Source organism: Dyella sp. (assembly GCF_051954575.1).
GTDB lineage: Bacteria > Pseudomonadota > Gammaproteobacteria > Xanthomonadales > Rhodanobacteraceae > Dyella_B.
Genome location: NZ_JBQCHP010000007.1, coordinates 14,203 through 33,064, shown reverse-complemented (window position 1 = coordinate 33,064; position 18,862 = coordinate 14,203). Strand labels below are relative to the sequence as shown.

Here is an 18,862-nt window from a genome sequence, read left to right as displayed (position 1 = left end):
TTTTTCCGCGCGGCCCTTTTCTTTACTGGTGTTGCATGACTCGTTCGATCCAAGACATCCTGATGGCGTTGCAGGCAGGACAGTTGACCGAGGCGGAGCAATGGAGCCGAGCGGCCTGGCAGGGCACGCCTGCGAACGATGACTTTGCGCTGCTGCTCGCTATGAGCCTGCATCGGCAGGGACGGTTGGACGAGGCGCTTTCCGTTTATGCAGAGCTTGCGCAGAGGCACTCCGACAGCAGCCTGCACTGGGGTAATTACGCCACGATTCTGCGCGACCTCGGTCGCCTGGACGAATCGGCGCAGGCCTACGCCAGGGCGTTGGAGCTACAACCGGACAATGTGGATCAATTGATCAACTTCGGCCAGCTTCAATTGCAATTGAAGCGGTACCACGAAGCGCGGGAAACCCTGCTGTACGCCTGCCATCTGGAACCCTCATCGATGATGGCCCGGATGTTGGCTGCGCGCGCGTGCGCGACCTGTCGCGATCACCGTGTCGGACAACTGCTGCGTCCGTGGCGCGAGTGGCTGCCCCTGGATGACGCGCAGCAAATGGAGTTGGCCGACCTGTTTCAGCTGGACGGCGAAGCAGCCATTGCATGCGAACTATTGCAGGATATCGTTGCTCGCTCGCCGACGTGGATGCCGGCCAAGCTGGCGCTGGCCGCCGCGCTCGAGCGGATGAATCGCCTGGATGCGGCCAGGGCGTTGCTAAACGATATCGACGCAGCCTGTGACCCTTCGGATGAAAGCGCGCGCCTGGAAATTACGCGTCAACGCGCATTGTTGTATATGCGTGCCGGCAATGTCGCCGAAGCCCGCGTCCTGTTGGAGGAGGCAGGGCCGCGTTGGAATGACGGTTTCGCGCACTATTTCGTGCTGGCGGAGATGTATGACAAGCTGGGCGATACCAAGCGCGCTCTCGATGCGCTCAGGCACGGCCATGCGTTGAAATTGGATGAATTGAAGACGACGGTGGCAGAGCGTTTCCAGCCCGATGCCCCCGTGCTGCCTTTGACGGCATCGCGCGTCAGCCTTGAGGAATATCAGCGTTGGCCCGTGCTGGACGCGCCCGCTGCCGCCGATTCGCCTATTTTTATCGTGGGCTTTCCTCGCTCGGGGACCACACTATTGGAACAGATGCTGGATGCACATCCGGCGTTGCAATCCATGGACGAGCGGCCGTTTTTCAATATCCTCGATGATCAGCTCGAGGATCATGGTTTCGAATTGCCGGGCGATTTGCACAAGCTCGACCAGTACATTTGCGATGAGCTCCGCAAAGGCTATTTGAGCCTGGTGCGCTCGAAGATCACCCGTCGCTGGGATGCTCGCCTGGTAGACAAGAATCCCTTGAACATGTCTTGGCTGCCGTTGATCTATCGTTTGTTCCCGAACGCAAAGTTCATCCTGGCGCTCCGCCATCCATGTGATGTGATGATCAGCAACTACATGCAAAATTTCCGCGCAGCCGTATTGGCATCAGCATGTACGTCACTGGATCGCCTGGCAACAGCTTACGTTTCTGCCATGGAGCACTGGCTTCATCACGTGGAAGTGTTCAAGCCGAACGTGTTCGTTTCGTGTTACGAGGACCTGGTGGCCGATCCGGAAGGGCAGACACGCAAGATTGCTGCGTTCCTCGGCCTGGACGATGCGGCCCCGCTCATGCAGTTCGACCAGCATGCGCGCAACAAGGGTTTCATCGCAACGCCAAGCTATTCGCAGGTGATCCAGCCGGTAAACAAAAAAGGTTTGAATCGCTGGCTACGTTACCGCGATGCATTGGAGCCTGTTTTTCCAATACTGAAACCGATGCTGGACCATTGGGGGTATTCGGTTGACGTCTAGAAAGGCGCTGGCTTTGATGCTGGGCGACCAAATATGCGCACGCCAAGTCCATGAGCAGCAATCGGTGGACTGGCACTAATAGGGATGTCTGAAACGCATGGACTTGCCTCGCTCTGCCCCATACCATCGACATATCCCCAGCCATAGGGAATCGCCAGTGAAACGACTTGTTATTTCTGCGCTTGCTCTCGCCGTCACCATGGCCGTTGCGGCCGCTGACACATCAACATTCAATCCCGCGCATCTGTCCGCCGATGTGAAAACCCTGTCCTCGGATGCCTTTGAAGGCCGTGGCCCCGCTACGGCCGGGGAAACGAAGACGCTGGATTTTCTCATTGCGCAATATAAGGCGGCCGGCCTGCAGCCCGGTGGTGATCTCAAGGACGGCAAGCGCGGTTGGACCCAAGCGGTGCCGTTGTTGCGTTCGGAGATCGAAGGCACGCCGACGTTCAAGGTTACGATCAACGGCAAGGCGGAGAGCTGGAAGCAGGGCGAGCAGATCGCTGCGCGCGCCGCGCTCAATGGCGCTCAATCGGTGAACATCGCAAATGCACCGCTGGTTTTCGTCGGTTATGGCGTCAAGGCGCCGGAGCGGAACTGGGACGATTTCAAGGGCGTGGATCTGCACGGCAAGATCGCGGTGGTGCTGATCAACGATCCCGATTACGAAACCGGCGTCGGTGATTTTGGCGGCAAGGCGATGACCTATTACGGTCGCTGGACCTACAAATACGAAGAGGCGGCGCGCCAGGGTGCCGCCGGCATATTGATCGTGCATGAATCCGGTCCTGCGTCCTACGGCTGGGATACGGTGAAGAATTCCAACACGAATGCGATGTTCGACGTCGTGCGTGCAAAGCCCGGCGATGTGCACCCGGCACTGGAAGCTTGGATCCAGCGTGACGTGGCCGTCGACTTGTTCAAACGTGCAGGGTTGGATTTCGAAGCGCAAAAGAAGCTGGCGCAGACGCGCGAGTTCAAGCCGGTCGTGTTGAACGGCGAATCTTTTTCCGCGCACTTCAACGTCAATCGCAAGACCATTACCAGCTACAACGTCGTCGCGCGTGTGCCCGGCAGCAAACGTCCGGACGAAACCGTGATCTACAGCGCGCACTGGGATCATCTTGGCGTGGGTCAGCCCGATGCCAGCGGTGACCGCATCTATCACGGCGCCGTCGACAATGGCACCGGCACCGCTGCGGTGCTGGAATTGGCGCGCGTCTTTGCGAAGGGGCCGAAGCCGGAACGTTCGGTGGTGTTCCTCAATTTCACCGCGGAAGAGAAGGGGCTGCTCGGTTCCGAATACTACGCGGCCAATCCACTGTATCCGCTGAGCAAAACCGTAGGCGTCATCAATATGGATGCGCTTGATCCCTATGGTCCCACACGCAACTTCACCATTTCCGGCAGCGCGAAGCTGGATTTGCTCGATGACCTGATCGCTACCGCCAAACGCTGGAACGTTACGTACTCGGCCGACCCGAAACCGGAGGCTGGGCACTTTTTCCGTTCCGATCATTTTTCCTTCGCCAAACGTGGCGTGCCCGCCATCTCGTTTCAGTCTGGCGACGATTGGATAAACGGTGGCCTGGCCGCTGGCAAAGCCTACGAGGATCTCTACGTCGCCAAGCATTACCACCAGCCTTCCGACAAGTGGGAGTCAAATTGGCCGTTTACCGGCATGGCGCACGACCTGCAGATTCTCTACGCGCTCGGTAACGAGCTGGCCAACAGCGAGCAGTGGCCGAATTGGGCCAAGGATTCCGAATTCCGCGCTGCCCGCGATGCGACGGCGACGGATCGGAAGTAATTCCGTTGCCGAATCGGCATCGGGAATGTTGAAACCGCAATCCCCTTTCCTTCAGGGGAGAGGGGACGAAAAGGGAGCGAGATCCCGTATTCGTCCAAGCTCCGGCAGGAACGGTGCGTAATGTTTCCATCGGCCTACCGAGCGATTGTGAACGGGTTGGCGCGCCTGCCACAGGCTGGCAGTGCGCAGGGTGCTTGTGCTGGCCGATGTGGCCAGCAAATCGTGCGGCGGAAGATTCAGCCATGCGGAAATGCTGGCAAGGCATGCACCCGCGTCGGCAACCATATCCTCGTAACGGAGTACATGGATGGATGCTGCATACCGTTGCATCCAATGCACACACAAGCGTTGTGCATCATGAATGACCGCTGCAATGTCGTTGAGATCGTAGGCGAAGTCCTGAACGCCTGCGGGGAACGATTGCATCCATAAGGACAGCGCGTTGTCGCGCGCGTGCCGCACGCAGTAGATGATGCGGGCGTTAGGAAAGAGCGCGAGTATGCGATCGACATGCATGAAATTGAAGGGCTGCTTGTCGATGAACCATTGCGCATCCGAGTCATCCTGATGCAATTGCCTGGCGTAAATGTTCGCTGCCTGATCGATCAAGGCACGACTGGGGCGGGCCTCGTCGTCCAACGCGCTCGCCAGCTGGGGAAACCAGTTCTGTTCTCCGCGCAGGCAGACTAGTGGATGGCGCGCCAGTCGCTCCGCGATCAGCGTGGTGCCCGAGCGCGGTGCACCAACGATGAAGATGGGTGTCCACGCGGTGGAGGCTGCATGTTGGTAAGCGGGCGGAGCGCGCTGCAAGCGCGCCTCGACGCTCCGGCGCCATAGTTTGCGCGACCAGCGCACGCTGGCATGGCGAATCGCGTTTGCATCCCGCAGGTAGCCGGCGGCTTCCGCGTAATCGCCAGTGTCGTCGTATGCCTTGGCCAGCGCAAACAGCACGCCGGCACGCTCCGGCGTATTGGCATCCGTACGCTGCAGCAATGCAGAAAAGCGCGCAAAATCCGGATGCGTGCGGTCGGCGTAGCGCTGCAGCTCGGCCAGCGCCAGCGGAACATGCCAGGCTAGTGCTTGCTCGCTATGCTCCAGTACGAACGAATGTCGGCGCCGGGCCAGTTCGAATTGACCGAGCTGGGATGCAAGCCTGCCGGCATGTACATGCAGGCGTGAATCGTTGCAGCCGGCCGCGATGCTTTCTTCGCATAGCGCGAGTGCCTCCTGCGGCCGTCCGCAGTCGTCCAGCAGCTCGATCGCCTGGATGCGATGTTCTATGTCCTGTCCGGGCTGCGCGAAAAGAGCGCGCAAGGTCTCCGCCACCGCACGCATGCGGCCCTCGCCATGCAGCAGCCGCGCCAGCAGAAACGCGGCTGCAGCGTGTCCGGGATGCTCGGCCAGCAAGGCGTGCAAGATGCTTTCGGCTTCGCGCGGCAGGTCTTGCTCCAGCAGCGAGCCGGCCAGGGCAAGCCGCAATTCCGCGGACGAAGGATATGCCTGGATGCCTGCCCGCAACACCGCCAACGCATCAGCCATCTTCTTCTGCGAGACCAGCATGCGCGCGCAGGCCAGCCATTCCGATTCCACGGCGCCTGTGAGGTTTGCGATGTACGGATGCACGGCCGGATCGGTCATGCCTGCCACGGCGACAATCCCAGGGCGCGCCGCAGCGGATCGAGCAGTGCGCCGTATTGCGGCGCTCGCGCGGTGTCGGCGCGCAGCGGCTGTCGTACCTGGTTGGCGCTGGGTGAGCGTACTTCACGTTGGGTTTCGTGAAAGCGCAGGCATTGCGGCTCAAACGGAAGATCGCAGAATGCCAGTAGGTCGCGGATCTGCGTTTCCGGCTGGGAAAGCAACGCTTCGTAATCGTGCTTGAGCACGCGTTCGGGAGCGCGCGCATGCCAGAAGGAAAGGCTGCGGTCGTAGTCCCGCCAGAAACCTGCCAAGTCGTCGAAGTCGCGGGTGTACTCGTTGTTGTTCAGGCGCTGGCGATAGCAGGCGAAGCAGTTTTCCAACGGATCCCGTCGGCAGCCTATGATCCTCGCTGCGGGCAGCATGGCGCGGATGGCGCCGATATACATCCAGTTGCCGGGCATCTTGTCGATGCAAATCGGGCGTGCCTTTCGCCAATGTGCAGTGCGCTGCAGGTAGCGCTCCCCAAGACGCGTCCAATCGGCCGATGTCATGGATGCCGCCCATCTGGGAAACGGCAGCCCGCTTTGCCTGGATTGCTCGGCCAGCACGGTGGGCAAATCCGCCAGCTCGCCGGCGCCCTCGACCATCGAATGGGACGCCAGGATCTGTTCGACCAGCGTCGTGCCGGAGCGCGGCATGCCTACGACGAAGACGGCTTCACGCCCAAGCGATTCGGGCGCGCTGGCCATCGGCGTTTCGAAGGCTTGCAGCACCATGGAGATGCCAGTGGAAAATGCTTCGCGCGGCCATCTGTAGCGCCGGCGCGCAATGGCGTTGGCGCCGGCCAGTGCATCAAGCGCTTGTGCGTAGCGGCCCTGGTCATCGAACGCCTTGGCGAGCGCGAAGCCGATGGCCATTTTGTCGTCGTCGGTGGCCTGCGGGGCGCTGAGCGCGCCTTGCATTTGCCGGATGTCGTCCTCCGTCATGCGCAGGGTTTTCATATCCGCCAGACCCCACCACGCCATGCCCGCCCAGGGCGCTTCGGCAAGGATGCAGCGATAGTGTTCGACGGCCTGCGCACTATGGCCTTGCATGCGCAGCAGATCGGCGAGCTGCGCGCGCGCTGTCATGTATTGCGGCGCGAGTGTCACGGCGCGTTGCAGCGCTTCGGCGGCTTCCTCGTTGCGTACACTTCGCGTCAGCATGATGCCAAGGTTGTACCAGGCGTCGGCCAAGTCCGGCTGCATGGTGCAGGCCTGGCGCAGGGCTTGAACGGCGCCGTCGTAATCCCCGGCCTGGCCCAGCAGTGTGCCGAGGGTATTGTGATAGAGCGCGTCGTCAGGCCGCTGTTCAAGCGCCTGGCGCATGCACTGCAGCGCTTGCGGGTGCTCGCCGCGCATGCTGAGCAGGCCGGCGCGCATGCGCAGCACTTCCGGATGCAGCGGGTGGCGGATTGCCGCATCGGCCAGATGACGGGCCGCTTCATCCGCTTTGCCCACGTCCAGCGCCGCGCCAGCGGCCCGTACGGACTGGGCGGTGCGTGCATCCAAGGCTTTCAACCGTTCCACCAACCATTCCCCCGGATTTGTGCGGAAAAATTTTACAGTTAGTATGCACCAAGGGCGCCTGGATTCATTCGCGTTGCGAAGCGGGCGCCCCGACCCTGGGGAGGGTAGAAAAGATGAACGTACCGTGGGGGGCGGATCTCGCGCGCTGGCGCGAGGCTGCGCACGCGCATTTGCATCGGCAAGAGTTGCCGCAAGCGGAGCGCGCATTCAACGAAATATTGCAACGCGCACCGGATGACCTGGAAGCGCTGAAGTTTCTGGCTGGCTGCCACCTTTCTCGCGGTGAGTTGGTGCAGGCGCTTGCTCATCTGCAGGCCACGGCAAAGCTTGAGGTTTCCAATGCGACCACGATTCAGTTGCTTGGTACAGTGCAACTGGACTTGGCGGATTTCGCAGCTGCCGCCGACAACCTGCATCGTGCGCTGCAGATTGAACCGTCCATGTTCCAGGCGCGCTTGCGCCTGGGCTTGGCGCTGGAGCAACTGGGCCGCTCGCGCGAAGCGACCATGGCCTACTTCACCGCGGTTCGCACGGCGCAGGCACACGGGCGCTGGCTCAACGACGAAAGCACGGCGCCCGGCCTGCGCGATGCGGTGAAGCACGCCATGCGCTATGCCATTGCCGGCCGCAAAGAATTGTTCCAGCAGACGCTGGAGCCGTTGCGGCAACGCTATGGTGCAGCCGAGCTGCGCCGCGTGGATCGCTGCCTGGATATCTATCTGGGACTACAGCCTGCAGGTATTTCCGATCCGCGCCAAAAGCCGAAATTTCTCTACTTTCCAGACATCCCGAGCCAGCCCTACTACCCGCGGGAACGTTTTCCCTGGTACGAGGCGCTGGAATCGGCTACTGAAGATGTGTGCGAGGAACTGCGTGCCGTATTGGCAACCGAGCCGAGCCTCGAAGCTTTTTTGGGCAAAACCTCCGAGGACAATACTCAGGAGATACTGCGCGCATCGGGCACTCAGCCGGCCGCGTGGGAGGCTTATTTCTTTTATCGGCATGGCGAACGCTACGACGAGCATTGCCTGAGATGCCCGCGTACGTCGTCGCTGCTGGATAAGCTGCCCTTGTCCCGCATTCGGGAGCACGCTCCCGAGGCGCTGTTTTCGGTGTTGCAGCCGGGCACGCACATCCTTACGCATACCGGGGTCACCAATACACGCCTGGTCACGCATCTTCCCTTGATCGTGCCTTCCGATTGCGCGCTGCGCGTGGGTGGCGAGGTGCATTCGTGGCAGAAGGGCCGATGCGTCACCTTTGACGATACGTTCGAGCATGAAGCGTGGAACCGCAGCGAGCATACGCGAGTGGTGTTGATTCTCGACTGCTGGAACCCTGACCTGACCGAGGCTGAGCGCGCAGCGGTAACCGATCTTGTAGTTGCCATCGGCGACTTCAACCGGGAATGTGAACCCGCTTCCACGTAGATGTCCTTGTGGTCACAGGAGCTGCCCGGCGGAAAACCATCAGCCGGGCATGCTCGTCGTTTCAATTCGTGCGCACGAGCTCGGGCGGCGCTGCATCGGCTGCCTTTTGCGCCAGCGGCAACGCATCCGTTACCAGATGCATCAGGAAGCGGCCGGGTTGCTCCTGCATCATCATGTGTGCGGAGTCGGCGAATACCACCAATTTTTTCGACGGTGCCTGGATGTGCGTGAACCACGCCTCGGCCAGTTCATGTGAGGTGGTGTAGTCGTGTGCGCCGACATAGACGATCACGGGGCAACCGAAGTGCGTGACGTTGTCGAAATTCGTATCGAGCAACGCCGGCAGTAGATGATTGAGCGAGAACAGGCTGCCCTTGCCGATGGCATCGAGGTCTTCGCGACTGTAGTCGGGTGACAGTGATTCGGCATCGTCTTCGAACTGATAATCCTTGCGGCCCCATGCGAGCCCGCCGTAATACATCTCCCATTTGCTGCGGATTCCGACGCGTTCGATCGTCATTTTGCCGGGGCCCGGGTAAGGCGCCAGGGCTTCCAGTTCACGGATGGCCGCCTGGTTGTTTTCCTCCTTGGCGCGACGCAGAGCGAAGCCGTAGCCCAGCTCTTCATTGTGGCGGCCGTTCACCACCTGGCCGGTGGAGATGTACGCGTAGAACCACTCCGGATGCCGCTGCGCAAGGGTGACGCCCAGGATCGAACCCCAGGAATGGCCGAGCAGGAAGATCTTTTGCTTGCCATAGCGCTGGCGCAGGTACTGCACCAGTTCAGCCGCGTCGTTGGTCATGCCATCAACGCTCATGCCCGGTTCCATGGCAGCTTCCGGATTGGCGCGATATGTCTTGCCCGCGCCGCGCTGATCCCACTGCACCACGGTGAAGTAATCTTCCCAGGGCGTCTGGAACGTATAGGCCTCTGGCATGGCGGGTGATGCCGGGCCACCATGCAGGAACAACAGGATGGGATTGCGGCGATCCTTGCCGCGGACGGATATCCATTGATCGATGCCTCCGATATGCACTTTGATCTGTTCGTCCACGCCTTGCGGTGTGTTGATCATGCGGTTGCTGTCGAGGATGTGAGTGACTTGTTCGCGCGAGAGTGATGATGACTTGCCTTGCGCTTCCTCCGCCGCATATGCATGGGGAATGGCGATGTATCCCATCATCGCGAGCATGAAAACTAGCGTCGTGCGAAACGTACTCAAAAGGGTTCTCCCTGGTTGGTGATGTCACGGCGAATTGGTCAGCAAATCGCGTGCCAGCGTGATGGCGCTGCAAATCAAAGGCTTGGACAAGCGTATGACGGCACACCATAGTCCGCGGACAGGGGCGCGGACGTCCGGGCGTGCATTTCAATCATGCATTTCAATCAGGCCGAGTCGTCAAAGCAAGTACCGATGCCGGTTTGCGAGCGTTCCTATGAGTGCCATGCATATTTCGTTGTCGTGCATCGCCAAAAGCCCGATAAGATAGACGCGCTTGAGATTTGGCATTCTGCCGGCGTGGCGTCGCCGGTCACGCGCAGCAAAGATAAGCTGTGCCGAAACCAAGAGCATCCATGAAGACCAAACACGACATCGTCACCAACTGGCTGCCGCGCTACACCGGTGTGCCGCTGGAGCAATTCGGCTCCCATATTCTGTTGACCAACTTCGGCCATTACGTAGACCTGTTTGCGCAATGGCACGGGGTGGAGGTACAGGGACGCGACCGGCCCATGCCCAGCGCCACGGCTGACGGCATCACTCTCATCAATTTCGGCATGGGCAGTCCCAATGCCGCCACCGTAATGGATCTGCTTGGCGCGATACAGCCAAGCGCAGTGCTGTTCCTGGGCAAGTGCGGGGGCGTGAAGAAGAAAAACCAGCTTGGGGATCTGGTCTTGCCGATTGCCGCCATCCGTGGCGAAGGCACCAGCAATGATTACCTGCCTGTCGAAGTGCCGGCACTGCCGGCGTTCCAGTTGCAACGCGGCGTCTCGACCATGATTCGCGATCTTGGCCATGACTACTGGACCGGTACCGTCTACACCACCAATAGGCGTGTGTGGGAACACGACGAAACCTTCAAGGAATATTTGCGGCGCACGCGTTGCATGGCAGTGGATATGGAAACCGCCACCATCTTTGCCGCCGGTTTCGCCAACCACATCCCTTGCGGTGCGCTATTGCTGGTTTCCGATCAGCCCATGATTCCGGAAGGCGTCAAGACTGAATTGAGCGATCGCAAGATCACTGCGGACTATGTCCAAGCGCATATCCGGATAGGCATCGAGGCACTGAAGTTGGTGCGCAGGAACGGACGGAGCGTGAAGCATCTTCGGTTCGAGGATGAGTTGGGAGAGTGAGTGCAGGCTTTCTGGCCGCGCAAAAATACTGTTTGGACTCCCAGCTTCGCAATAACTTGCGAAGCGCAAGTTATTTGATTTCATCCGTAATTATTTGTCGTTGACTTTCAGTCGTTCGAGCCCTTAATTTCGGGATAACAAATGCTAAAGAGCCGTTAAGTGTTGCTTCTGGCTTGGGTATTTGTCGGGGATGGGGAGGAAAAAACCGTCCGTTCGTGATCTGGCCAGGGTGGGACCTCGCCGGGACAGGACGTTTGTTGGCGGTTTTTGCTTTTTTTTTGACTCTAGCTGCTGGGGAGCATTCAATGAGTATGAGCAATAAGTTCACGCGTGCGTCGAACAGAGCACCCGTGCGCCACACTGCGTTGGCTGTTGCAGTGGCGATGGGGTTCGGCTTTTCTGGGCAATTGCTTGCGCAGGCCACTACCGGTTCGGTGTTTGGTACCGCACCTGTGGCGGCGGGCGAGACGGTTCGTATCGTCAACAACCAGACTGGCTTGACTCGCGTAGTAGCGGTCGGCAGCGATGGTCGCTTCGGTGCCAATCAATTGCCGACGGGCGACTACACGGTGTCGCTGATGCAGGGCGGCAACGTGGTGTCCAAGCAGGACCATGTGCAAGTTACGGTGTCTGGTGGTACGGCAGTGCCATTTACGGCGGCTTCTGCCGAGAACACGAAGAACCTCGCGACCGTCACGGTGACAGCCAACTCGGTGCCGGCGATCGACGTGTCCTCCACCCGCCAGACGCAGGTGCTCACCGCGTCGCAGCTGAAGAACTTGCCGATCGCTCACAGTGCTGAAGCCATTGCGCTGCTGGCCCCCGGAGTGGCCACGGGCGGCTCCAGCCTCGGTACCGGTCCGACCGGTTCGCCGCTGGTTTCGATGGGCGGCAACAGCGTTGTGGAAAACGCCTATTACCTCAATGGTTTCAACACCACCGATCCGATCGGTGGCGCAGGTGGCATTGGGCTGCCGTACTTCGCCATTGCCGAGCAACAGACCATCACCAGCGGTTACGGCCCGGAATACGGGCGTTCGACCGGCGGCGTGATCAGCCAGGTCGGCCAGCGCGGTGGTAACCAGTGGCACGCTGGTGTGTACGTATCCTGGGCTCCGTCCTTTGCTGAAAGCCGATACGACAACATTTATTACAGCAATCCGCTGACGCCGGTAGGCGCGCTTGGTTATACCGTCGACCCGCGCACCGGCGTTGTCAGTCCCGGCGCGCCTTACATGGCGCCGCAAGGCACCACGAACTATCAGCCCGGCTACGGCCAGATCCAAAGGGGCCGCAAGCAGGATAGCGACTGGGAAAACGTGTATGACGCCTACATCAGCGGTCCGCTGATCAAGGACAAGCTGTTCTTCTTCCTGACGGCCGAGTGGCAGCACGACAGCAACAATCATGCTGGGGTGACTGGTGCGGCGGGGAACTTCGGTATGGTGTCGCCTTCTGGCTACTATGAAACGAGTGCCACGAACAGTCCCAAGCTGTACGGCAAGTTGGACTGGAACATCAACGACAGCAACGTGCTGGAATTGACGGGCGTCAGAAGCCAGCAAAATGAAACCAGCAGCAATTTCTACCAGTACAACTACTCGAACCAGTCGGTTGGCAATTACTACTCCCCGAATGTGCTGTTCAAGAATACCTACAACATCGGAATCCTGAAGTACACCTCCTACATCACCGACAGCCTCACGCTCGAAGTGATGTACGGCCTGATGGGTGCGGATTACTACAGCAGCTTCGCGGGTGGCAATGTTTCTCCCGTCACGTTCGGCACCGGGTTTGTCGTGCCGCCGGGTGTTGCCGCTCCCCAACTGGTTACTCAGACCCTTCCCAATCCACAACACACCACCAAGACCGAGAACCTGCGCATCGACCTGGATTGGAAGGTCACCGACAGTCACGATCTGAAGTTCGGTATCGACAACGTCCAATACCGCGACGACAACGACGGCGCCACGACCATTGGTGGCGGCACCTGGAACTACTTCACCGGTACGCCATCGAGCATCTCTGCTGCGCCATTCCTCAATGGAGCGGGCAACATTACGGGCAACTACGTTCAGCAAGCCCTCGTGCAGACGGACGTCTCGATTGGTTTGCGCGAAAAAGCGCAGTACATCGAAGACCGCTGGCAGGTCATGCCCAACCTGTTGCTCGATCTTGGTTTGCGCAACGACCAGTTCAAAAACACCGGCTTCGGTGGCGAAGCCTACGTGAAGGAAACTAGCCCGCAATGGGCGCCGCGCATCGGTGCAAGCTGGGACGTGTTCGGCGACAACACCTTCAAGATCTTCGGTAACGCAGGGCGTTACTATCTCGCGTTGCCGGCGGGTCTGGCCGGACGTAACCCGCAATTCGGTTCCATCAACGGCTCCGTTATCTATACCTACACGGGCATCACGTCGAATGGCCAGCCGACCGGGTTGAGTGTGGTTCCTGTTGCGGACACCGGTGGTCCAGTACCCGGTTTCTTCTCGTCCGATGGCGAGAATGGCGGTGCCCACGGCAACATCAAGAACTACGCCTCGACCAACCTCAAGCCGCAGTATCAGGACGAATACGTGCTGGGCATGCAGAAGCAGCTCGGCGATACCGGCTTGGTGTGGGGTGAGCAGGCGACCTGGGAGAAGGCGGGCAATCTTGTCGACGATACCGACATTCTCTATGAAGGTGGCATCATTCCGGGGCTGGTCAATCCAGGCAAGACCAACTACATCCCGCAACCAGACGGTTACGCCATCTGGAATCCGAACACGGGTGCAGGTCTTGTCTGCGGCGGTATTGCCGGTACGTCATCGAACTGCTCGATGCCGAAACCGTCGCGTGACTACTACGCGCTGGAGAGCTATCTGGAACACAGCTGGGACGGCAAGTGGTACGCCAAGGTGGACTACGTGTTCTCCAAGTCGTACGGCAGCACCGAAGGTCCCACCGATACGCCGATCGGACAGATCACGAACCAACGCATTAACGCTGCCTCCGGTTCGACCACGGCGCAGTGGGACTTCCCTGACCTGATGCAATACGCCAACGGTGAGCAGGCCAATAGCCATCGCCACACTTTGAAGGCGTTCGGCTCCTACGCCATCACGCCGGAATGGATGATCAGCGGCACGTATATCATCCAGTCGGGCGCGCCGAATGTCTGCTTGAGCGGCTACGGCAGCGAGATTAGTCCGAGCTTGTACACCGGTCCGTATCAGCATTTCTGCGGTGGTACGCCGGCCAACAACGGGACTATTGTCAAGTTTGATCCAACCCAGCCTGTGGGCAGTCAGTACTCCTTGGTTGGCGCCGGCGGCCAGCCGTCTCCTCCGGGCACGAGCGGCCATACGCCGTGGACGCATCAGCTCAACCTGGCGTTGACCTACACCCCGGCCTGGGCGAACAAGCACCTCACCATGCAGTGGGAAATCCACAACGTGTTCAACGAGCAGGCCGCAACCCTTTACTACACCGAATACGCTATTGGTATTGGCCCAGGCGCGAATGGTGGCAACCAGGGTACGGGTTACTGGAGCCCGGTCTATCACACCGCGCAGGCGACGGAAATGCCGCGCTATATGGATTTCAGCGTGAAGTACGATTGGTAACAGCGAAAGACGATGTACCGGCGCCATGGAAGGTGTCGGTTGTCGGACTAATCAAGAAGGCCGCCGGGCAACCGGCGGCCGTCTTCATTTCAATGGTCGAGATGCTCCATCAGCGGTGCCAGGAAGTTCCGATAGTGCGGGCTGCGTGCGGTATCGCCACGTATGGGCTGGCGTACTTGCGCCGCGCTGGCTGTGCTGTGCACATCGCGTTGCGTTTGATGTGGTGAGAGGCACGCTACGTCGAACGGCAATTGGCAGAACGCAAGAAGCCGTCGAATCTGCGCTTCGGGCTCTTGCACCAGTTGCTCGTAAGCGAGGTCGAACACTTTGCCTGGATAATGTCCTTGCCAAAAGTCACTGAGCTTTTGGTAGTCGTTGTAATAACTGGCGAGATCTTTCAGGTCATAGCTGAAGTAAGCGCCTTCGCTGAACAACTGCCGATAGCAAGCAAAACAAGTCTCAAGCGGATCGCGATGGCAATTGATGATCCTGGCGCCCGGCAGCATGGCGCGAATGGCGCCGATCCATTGCCAGTTCTGCAAGCCTTTGTCGGTGAAATAAGGGCGTCTGTTGCGCCAGCATGCAGTGCGGGCAAGATAGTTTTTACCCAGGCGCGCCCAATCCCCAGGGGTCGCATCAACCACCCATTGCGGAAAATCTTTACCGCGCCGTTTCGACTCTTCGTCGAGCACCTGTGGCAGATCGCCGATCTCGTTGGCGCCCTCCACCTGAGGGTGAGAGGCAAGAATATGCTCAACCAGTGTCGATCCGGAGCGTGGAAGGCTGGCGATGAAAATCACCTCGTTTCCGAGGTTGGGGTCGACCGGTGCCGCTAGCGGGCGGCGGGATGCTTCGATGATGGCCTGGATATGCGCGTGTGTCTCTGCGGCGTCCCATTGCACCAAGCGTCGTTTGAGTGCATTGGCCTCGCGCAATGCCTGAAACGCATCGCTGTATTGGTGCTGGTCTTCCAAGGCCTTGTAAAGGCTGAAGCCGAGCGATACGCGATCATCGGGCGCAAGCTGTCGGGTTTGCAGAATGTGCCGAATCTGCCTGGCGTCGTCCGGGGTGAGTGGTACCGTTTTCAGGTTGGCCAACGAATGCCAGGCAAGCGCGTGATCTGGCCGCAGCTCCAGCACTTTGCGGTATAGCGCAATCGCGGCGGGTATATCGCCGCGTATCGTAAAAATATCGGCAAGCGTCGTGCGTGCATTGACATGTCCCCCGTCCAGCTCAAGCGTGCGTCGCAAAGCGTCCGCAGCCTCGTCCAGTTGCCAATGCAGCTTCAGCGCTTTGCCAAGGTTGTACCAGTTTGATGCTTGCGTGGGAGCCAGTTCGGTTGCGCGGCGTAGATGGATGAATGCTTCATCGGTTGCGCCCGAATCGTAGAGCGCGCCCCCTAGATTGGTGAGAATGTTCACGTCATTCGGACGTTGCTGGGCGGCTTTGCGCATGTATTGGGCGGCGGTATGACTGTCGCCCCGCATCTGACAGGCTATGCCGTACAGGAATTGCGCGTTAGCAAAGTCAGGTGCCTCGGCCAGCACGCGTTTCAACGGTGGCTCGGCCAAATCCGCGCGTCCCTGGGATAACGCCTTTCCTGCTTCACTCAGCCATTGCTGTGCTGCGGGGGAGAGGGCCGGTGACGACATGGGTTACCCGATACTGTTTTTTAGTGCCGGTGCCTAGTCTTGCATGTTCTTCGCGATAAAGAGCTAGCGGGCATTTCACTCCCTGGGGTGGGCGATTACCATGGATGGCGTTGCGCCACAGAGGGCTAGTGCCTTGATTCACTGCATCCCCGCAATTCTCGGTCCGGATGAGCTGGCGGCTATTCAATCCAAACTGCAGAATGCAGCTTTTGCTGATGGCGCCAGTACCGCCGGCTGGTCCGCGCGCGAGGTCAAGCGGAATCTGCAAGTAACGCCGGGTATGCCCGAATATGAGCAGGTGGCTCGCATCGTGCGCGAAGCGTTCATGCGCAGCGGTGAATTGCAGACGGCCTTGCTGCCGGCCATGGCGACTCCGGTATTGTTCAACCGTTATGCGCAAGGCATGGAATACGGCCCGCACGTGGATACGCCGGTGATGGGCAGTATGAGCAATGCGGTACGCAGCGATATTGCCATCACCATTTTTCTCTCCGATCCCCGCAGCTACGACGGCGGCGAGTTGACCGTATTCATGAATGGCGTCGGCAGCCAGTTCAAGCTCGAGGCGGGTGCGGCAATTGCCTATCCTGCCCATACGTTGCATCACGTAACGCCGGTTACCCGCGGCGTGCGCGATGCGGCGGTCCTGTGGGTGCAAAGCCAGATCCGCGACCCTGCGCAGCGGGAGATCCTGTGGGATATGGAGAACGCCAAGCATCTGACCTTCAAACGCGAGGGCAAGAGCGCGACGTTCGATCTGATCAGTAAATCCCGTGCGAACCTGGTCCGCATGTGGGCGGAGGTTTGACAGGCGCCCATGCATTAAAGCGCCTGGGTTTGTCCTCACATTGCGCGGCATCGACCGCGCAATGGTGGTTTCCGGTGGATTTGCCGGGAGCTTGCCTTTGATCCGCGATGCGTGCGGCCGGATCAATACCGCGGCACGCTCGTATCGACTTCCGCCGCCCACGCATCGATACCGCCATCTACGCTGTACACCTGCGTAAACCCATGCGCCACGAACTGCTCCGCTACGCCGCGGCTGGAGATGCCGTGATGGCACATGAATGCGATCGGGGTTTCCTTGGGCAGGTTGGCGAGTGCGGCGTAGCCTTCTTCTTCCAGGATGCGCGCTTGCGGCAAGGGTTTGGCGATGGCGCGGCCCTGGGCGGGGCGGGTATCGATCAGGGCGATATTGCCGGCGGCCAGGCGGTTCTTGAGCTCCTGCACGCTCATCGACTGGACGCTGCCGCCGGCGCCGGGAAACTTCAGGCTCAGGCCTTCGCCCTGCATGGTGGAGACCCAGTCGATCACGATGCCCTTGGCGCGCTGGGCGCTGGCGGGGTCGAAATGGACCTCGATGCCGTTGGCGGTGACCACGATGTCGTGGTCGCCGGCCGGGGCAAGCTGGAAGCCGGCACTGTGGTCGGGGCCGATTTCAAGATGCAGCGCCATGCCCTGGGCGTTGGCGGTGCCGGAACGGATGGCCTCGGCGGCTTTGTCGGTGATGGTGATTTCCGGTGGCGTGCGATCCGGCGGCGTGGCGCCGAACAACTGGTGCAGTTCGCCGCTGCCGTACATCTGGCGAATGATGTCGGCGCCGCCGACCAGCTCGCCTTCCACATACAGTTGCGGAATGGTCGGCCAGTTGCCGAACGCCTTGATGCCTTCGCGGATGTCCTGGTCTTCCAGCACGTTCACGGTGTGATAGTCGGGCAGCAGCTCGTTGAGCGTGTTGACGGCGGCGGCGGAGAAGCCGCACATGGGCTGGTGGCGCGTGCCCTTCATGAACAGCACCACGCGGTGGTCTTTCAGCAGGGTTTCGATGCGGTCGCGGGTGGCGGTTTCGAGGGACATGGGGAAGGGAACTCCGGCAAAGAAGGGGCAATTGTAGCCCTTCCGAAATGCAGGCGACGCGGCGGGGATCAAGGCCCTTTCGTAGGTTGGGGTGCGAACCCCAACTTCCCGCACCCCATACATTCCGATGTTGGGGTTTGCACCCCAACCTACGGCTCAGGCGGCGGACGGCAGCTCGATGTCTTGTGGTTTCTTGCGTCGCGCCAGCGGCGCCAGCGCCAATGCTGCCATCGGCGAAGGCTGCACCTGCTCCAGGCTGGCGTGGCCCAAGGCGGTTGGCTGCTCGCTCCAGTGGATCAGCTCCATCGCGCCGTGTTCGTCCTCGACCAGCGCGGTGCAGTGCTCGACCCAGTCACCGTCGTTGAGATAGACCACGCCGTCGATGGTGCGCACCTGGCCGAAATGGATATGGCCGCAGATATGGCCATCCACGCCGTGTTCGCGCGCGCCGGCGGCCACGCGTTCCTCATAGGCGCGGATATAGGCCAGCGCCTTGCCGACGTGCGATTTCACGATGATCGACAGCGGCAGGTACGGCATCGCCATGCGGCGGCGCCAGGCGTTGATGCGGCGGTTGCCCCAGCACACGAAGCGATGCATCGCCTCGCCCAGGTGCAGCATCCAGCTGCGGCCGATCTGTTCGGGATCGTATTCGTCGCCGTGGCTTACGCGGTAGCGGCGGCCGTCGGCGCCCACGTGGATGGCGTTCAACTCGATGCGCACGCCGCAGATGGATTGGCCCACCAGGCCGCGCAAGGCGCAGTCGTGGTTGCCGGGAATGTAGGTCACCTCGATCCCACGGCGCGCCATGTCCAGCACCTCGGCGATCACCGTGCCGTGGTCCGGATGCCACCAGCGGCGGCGGCTCAAGGCTTCCAGGTCGATGATGTCGCCGACCAGGTACAGCTTTTCACATTGCAGGCTGCGCAGGAAATCCAGCAGGTAGGCTGCTTTGCAGTCCGGTGTGCCCAGATGGACGTCGGAAATGAAGGCGCTTCGGCAACGAAGAATAGCCATGGCATCGCTCCCCGGTTTGGTCGCCGGGAGTGCAGTCTGATGCGGCAAGGTCACCGAGCCATGGC

Annotated in this window: 12 protein-coding genes; 6 read left to right on the top strand and 6 right to left on the bottom strand. The window is 60.2% G+C overall.

The annotated features are described in order from the left end of the window. The first annotated feature begins 35 nt into the window (after window positions 1–35). The gene (locus tag ACTHNE_RS00940) at window positions 36–1,853 is read left to right on the top strand and encodes a sulfotransferase (RefSeq protein ID WP_440268337.1); all 1,818 of its coding nucleotides are present in this window, start codon (window positions 36–38) and stop codon (window positions 1,851–1,853) included. A gap of 157 nt (window positions 1,854–2,010) precedes the next feature. Continuing rightward, window positions 2,011–3,663: a M28 family metallopeptidase gene (locus ACTHNE_RS00935; protein WP_440268336.1), complete on the top strand. Its 1,653-nt coding sequence runs from the start codon at window positions 2,011–2,013 to the stop codon at window positions 3,661–3,663. Window positions 3,664–3,714: 51 nt separating this feature from the next. On the opposite strand, the gene ACTHNE_RS00930 is transcribed toward ACTHNE_RS00935, so the two are convergent. Together ACTHNE_RS00930 and ACTHNE_RS00925 are read right to left on the bottom strand one after the other, a co-directional pair. Beyond that, entirely contained in the window at window positions 3,715–5,301 is a 1,587-nt protein-coding gene (locus ACTHNE_RS00930) for a tetratricopeptide repeat-containing sulfotransferase family protein (RefSeq protein WP_440268348.1), read from the bottom strand. Continuing rightward, window positions 5,298–6,869, bottom strand: a complete 1,572-nt coding sequence (locus ACTHNE_RS00925) for a sulfotransferase (protein WP_440268335.1) — start codon at window positions 6,867–6,869, stop codon at window positions 5,298–5,300. Before ACTHNE_RS00925 ends, ACTHNE_RS00930 begins: the two co-directional genes overlap by 4 nt. 113 nt (window positions 6,870–6,982) lie before the next feature. Here ACTHNE_RS00925 and ACTHNE_RS00920 point away from each other — a divergent pair, with 113 nt between their 5' ends. Continuing rightward, window positions 6,983–8,299: an aspartyl/asparaginyl beta-hydroxylase domain-containing protein gene (locus tag ACTHNE_RS00920; protein WP_324945287.1), complete on the top strand. Its 1,317-nt coding sequence runs from the start codon at window positions 6,983–6,985 to the stop codon at window positions 8,297–8,299. Window positions 8,300–8,360: 61 nt separating this feature from the next. Here ACTHNE_RS00920 and ACTHNE_RS00915 read toward each other — a convergent pair whose 3' ends face one another. Next, complete coding sequence (locus ACTHNE_RS00915; protein ID WP_324945284.1) at window positions 8,361–9,521, bottom strand: alpha/beta fold hydrolase; 1,161 nt, start codon at window positions 9,519–9,521, stop codon at window positions 8,361–8,363. 353 nt (window positions 9,522–9,874) lie between these two features. Between ACTHNE_RS00915 and ACTHNE_RS00910 the strand changes: the two genes are divergently transcribed. Both ACTHNE_RS00910 and ACTHNE_RS00905 read left to right on the top strand, forming a co-directional pair. After that, window positions 9,875–10,663, top strand: a complete 789-nt coding sequence (locus tag ACTHNE_RS00910; RefSeq protein WP_324945279.1) for an AMP nucleosidase — start codon at window positions 9,875–9,877, stop codon at window positions 10,661–10,663. A gap of 305 nt (window positions 10,664–10,968) precedes the next feature. After that, entirely contained in the window at window positions 10,969–14,271 is a 3,303-nt protein-coding gene (locus ACTHNE_RS00905; RefSeq protein ID WP_440268334.1) for a TonB-dependent receptor, read from the top strand. An 89-nt stretch (window positions 14,272–14,360) separates the two neighbouring features. On the opposite strand, the gene ACTHNE_RS00900 is transcribed toward ACTHNE_RS00905, so the two are convergent. After that, the gene (locus ACTHNE_RS00900; RefSeq protein ID WP_440268333.1) at window positions 14,361–15,923 is read right to left on the bottom strand and encodes a tetratricopeptide repeat-containing sulfotransferase family protein; all 1,563 of its coding nucleotides are present in this window, start codon (window positions 15,921–15,923) and stop codon (window positions 14,361–14,363) included. A 100-nt stretch (window positions 15,924–16,023) separates the two neighbouring features. Here ACTHNE_RS00900 and ACTHNE_RS00895 point away from each other — a divergent pair, with 100 nt between their 5' ends. Next, window positions 16,024–16,731 carry a Fe2+-dependent dioxygenase gene (locus ACTHNE_RS00895; RefSeq protein ID WP_440268332.1) on the top strand — a complete coding sequence of 236 codons (708 nt, stop codon included), beginning with the start codon at window positions 16,024–16,026 and terminating at the stop codon, window positions 16,729–16,731. Window positions 16,732–16,853: 122 nt separating this feature from the next. Here ACTHNE_RS00895 and grxD read toward each other — a convergent pair whose 3' ends face one another. Further along, window positions 16,854–17,780 (bottom strand): Grx4 family monothiol glutaredoxin, encoded by a 927-nt coding sequence (gene grxD, locus ACTHNE_RS00890; RefSeq protein ID WP_324947762.1) that lies wholly within the window; start codon window positions 17,778–17,780, stop codon window positions 16,854–16,856. A gap of 156 nt (window positions 17,781–17,936) precedes the next feature. Continuing rightward, window positions 17,937–18,797 (bottom strand): UDP-2,3-diacylglucosamine diphosphatase, encoded by an 861-nt coding sequence (locus ACTHNE_RS00885; RefSeq protein ID WP_324947759.1) that lies wholly within the window; start codon window positions 18,795–18,797, stop codon window positions 17,937–17,939. Between the last annotated feature and the right edge of the window lie 65 nt (window positions 18,798–18,862).

Coding starts and splice junctions, on each gene's coding strand:
- ACTHNE_RS00895 (WP_440268332.1), top strand. CDS start 16,024: ATGGATGGCGTTGCGCCACAGAGGGCTAGTGCCTTGATTCACTGCATC.
- ACTHNE_RS00930 (WP_440268348.1), bottom strand. CDS start 5,301: ATGACCGATCCGGCCGTGCATCCGTACATCGCAAACCTCACAGGCGCC.
- grxD (WP_324947762.1), bottom strand. CDS start 17,780: ATGTCCCTCGAAACCGCCACCCGCGACCGCATCGAAACCCTGCTGAAA.
- ACTHNE_RS00905 (WP_440268334.1), top strand. CDS start 10,969: ATGAGTATGAGCAATAAGTTCACGCGTGCGTCGAACAGAGCACCCGTG.
- ACTHNE_RS00885 (WP_324947759.1), bottom strand. CDS start 18,797: ATGGCTATTCTTCGTTGCCGAAGCGCCTTCATTTCCGACGTCCATCTG.
- ACTHNE_RS00910 (WP_324945279.1), top strand. CDS start 9,875: ATGAAGACCAAACACGACATCGTCACCAACTGGCTGCCGCGCTACACC.
- ACTHNE_RS00940 (WP_440268337.1), top strand. CDS start 36: ATGACTCGTTCGATCCAAGACATCCTGATGGCGTTGCAGGCAGGACAG.
- ACTHNE_RS00900 (WP_440268333.1), bottom strand. CDS start 15,923: ATGTCGTCACCGGCCCTCTCCCCCGCAGCACAGCAATGGCTGAGTGAA.
- ACTHNE_RS00920 (WP_324945287.1), top strand. CDS start 6,983: ATGAACGTACCGTGGGGGGCGGATCTCGCGCGCTGGCGCGAGGCTGCG.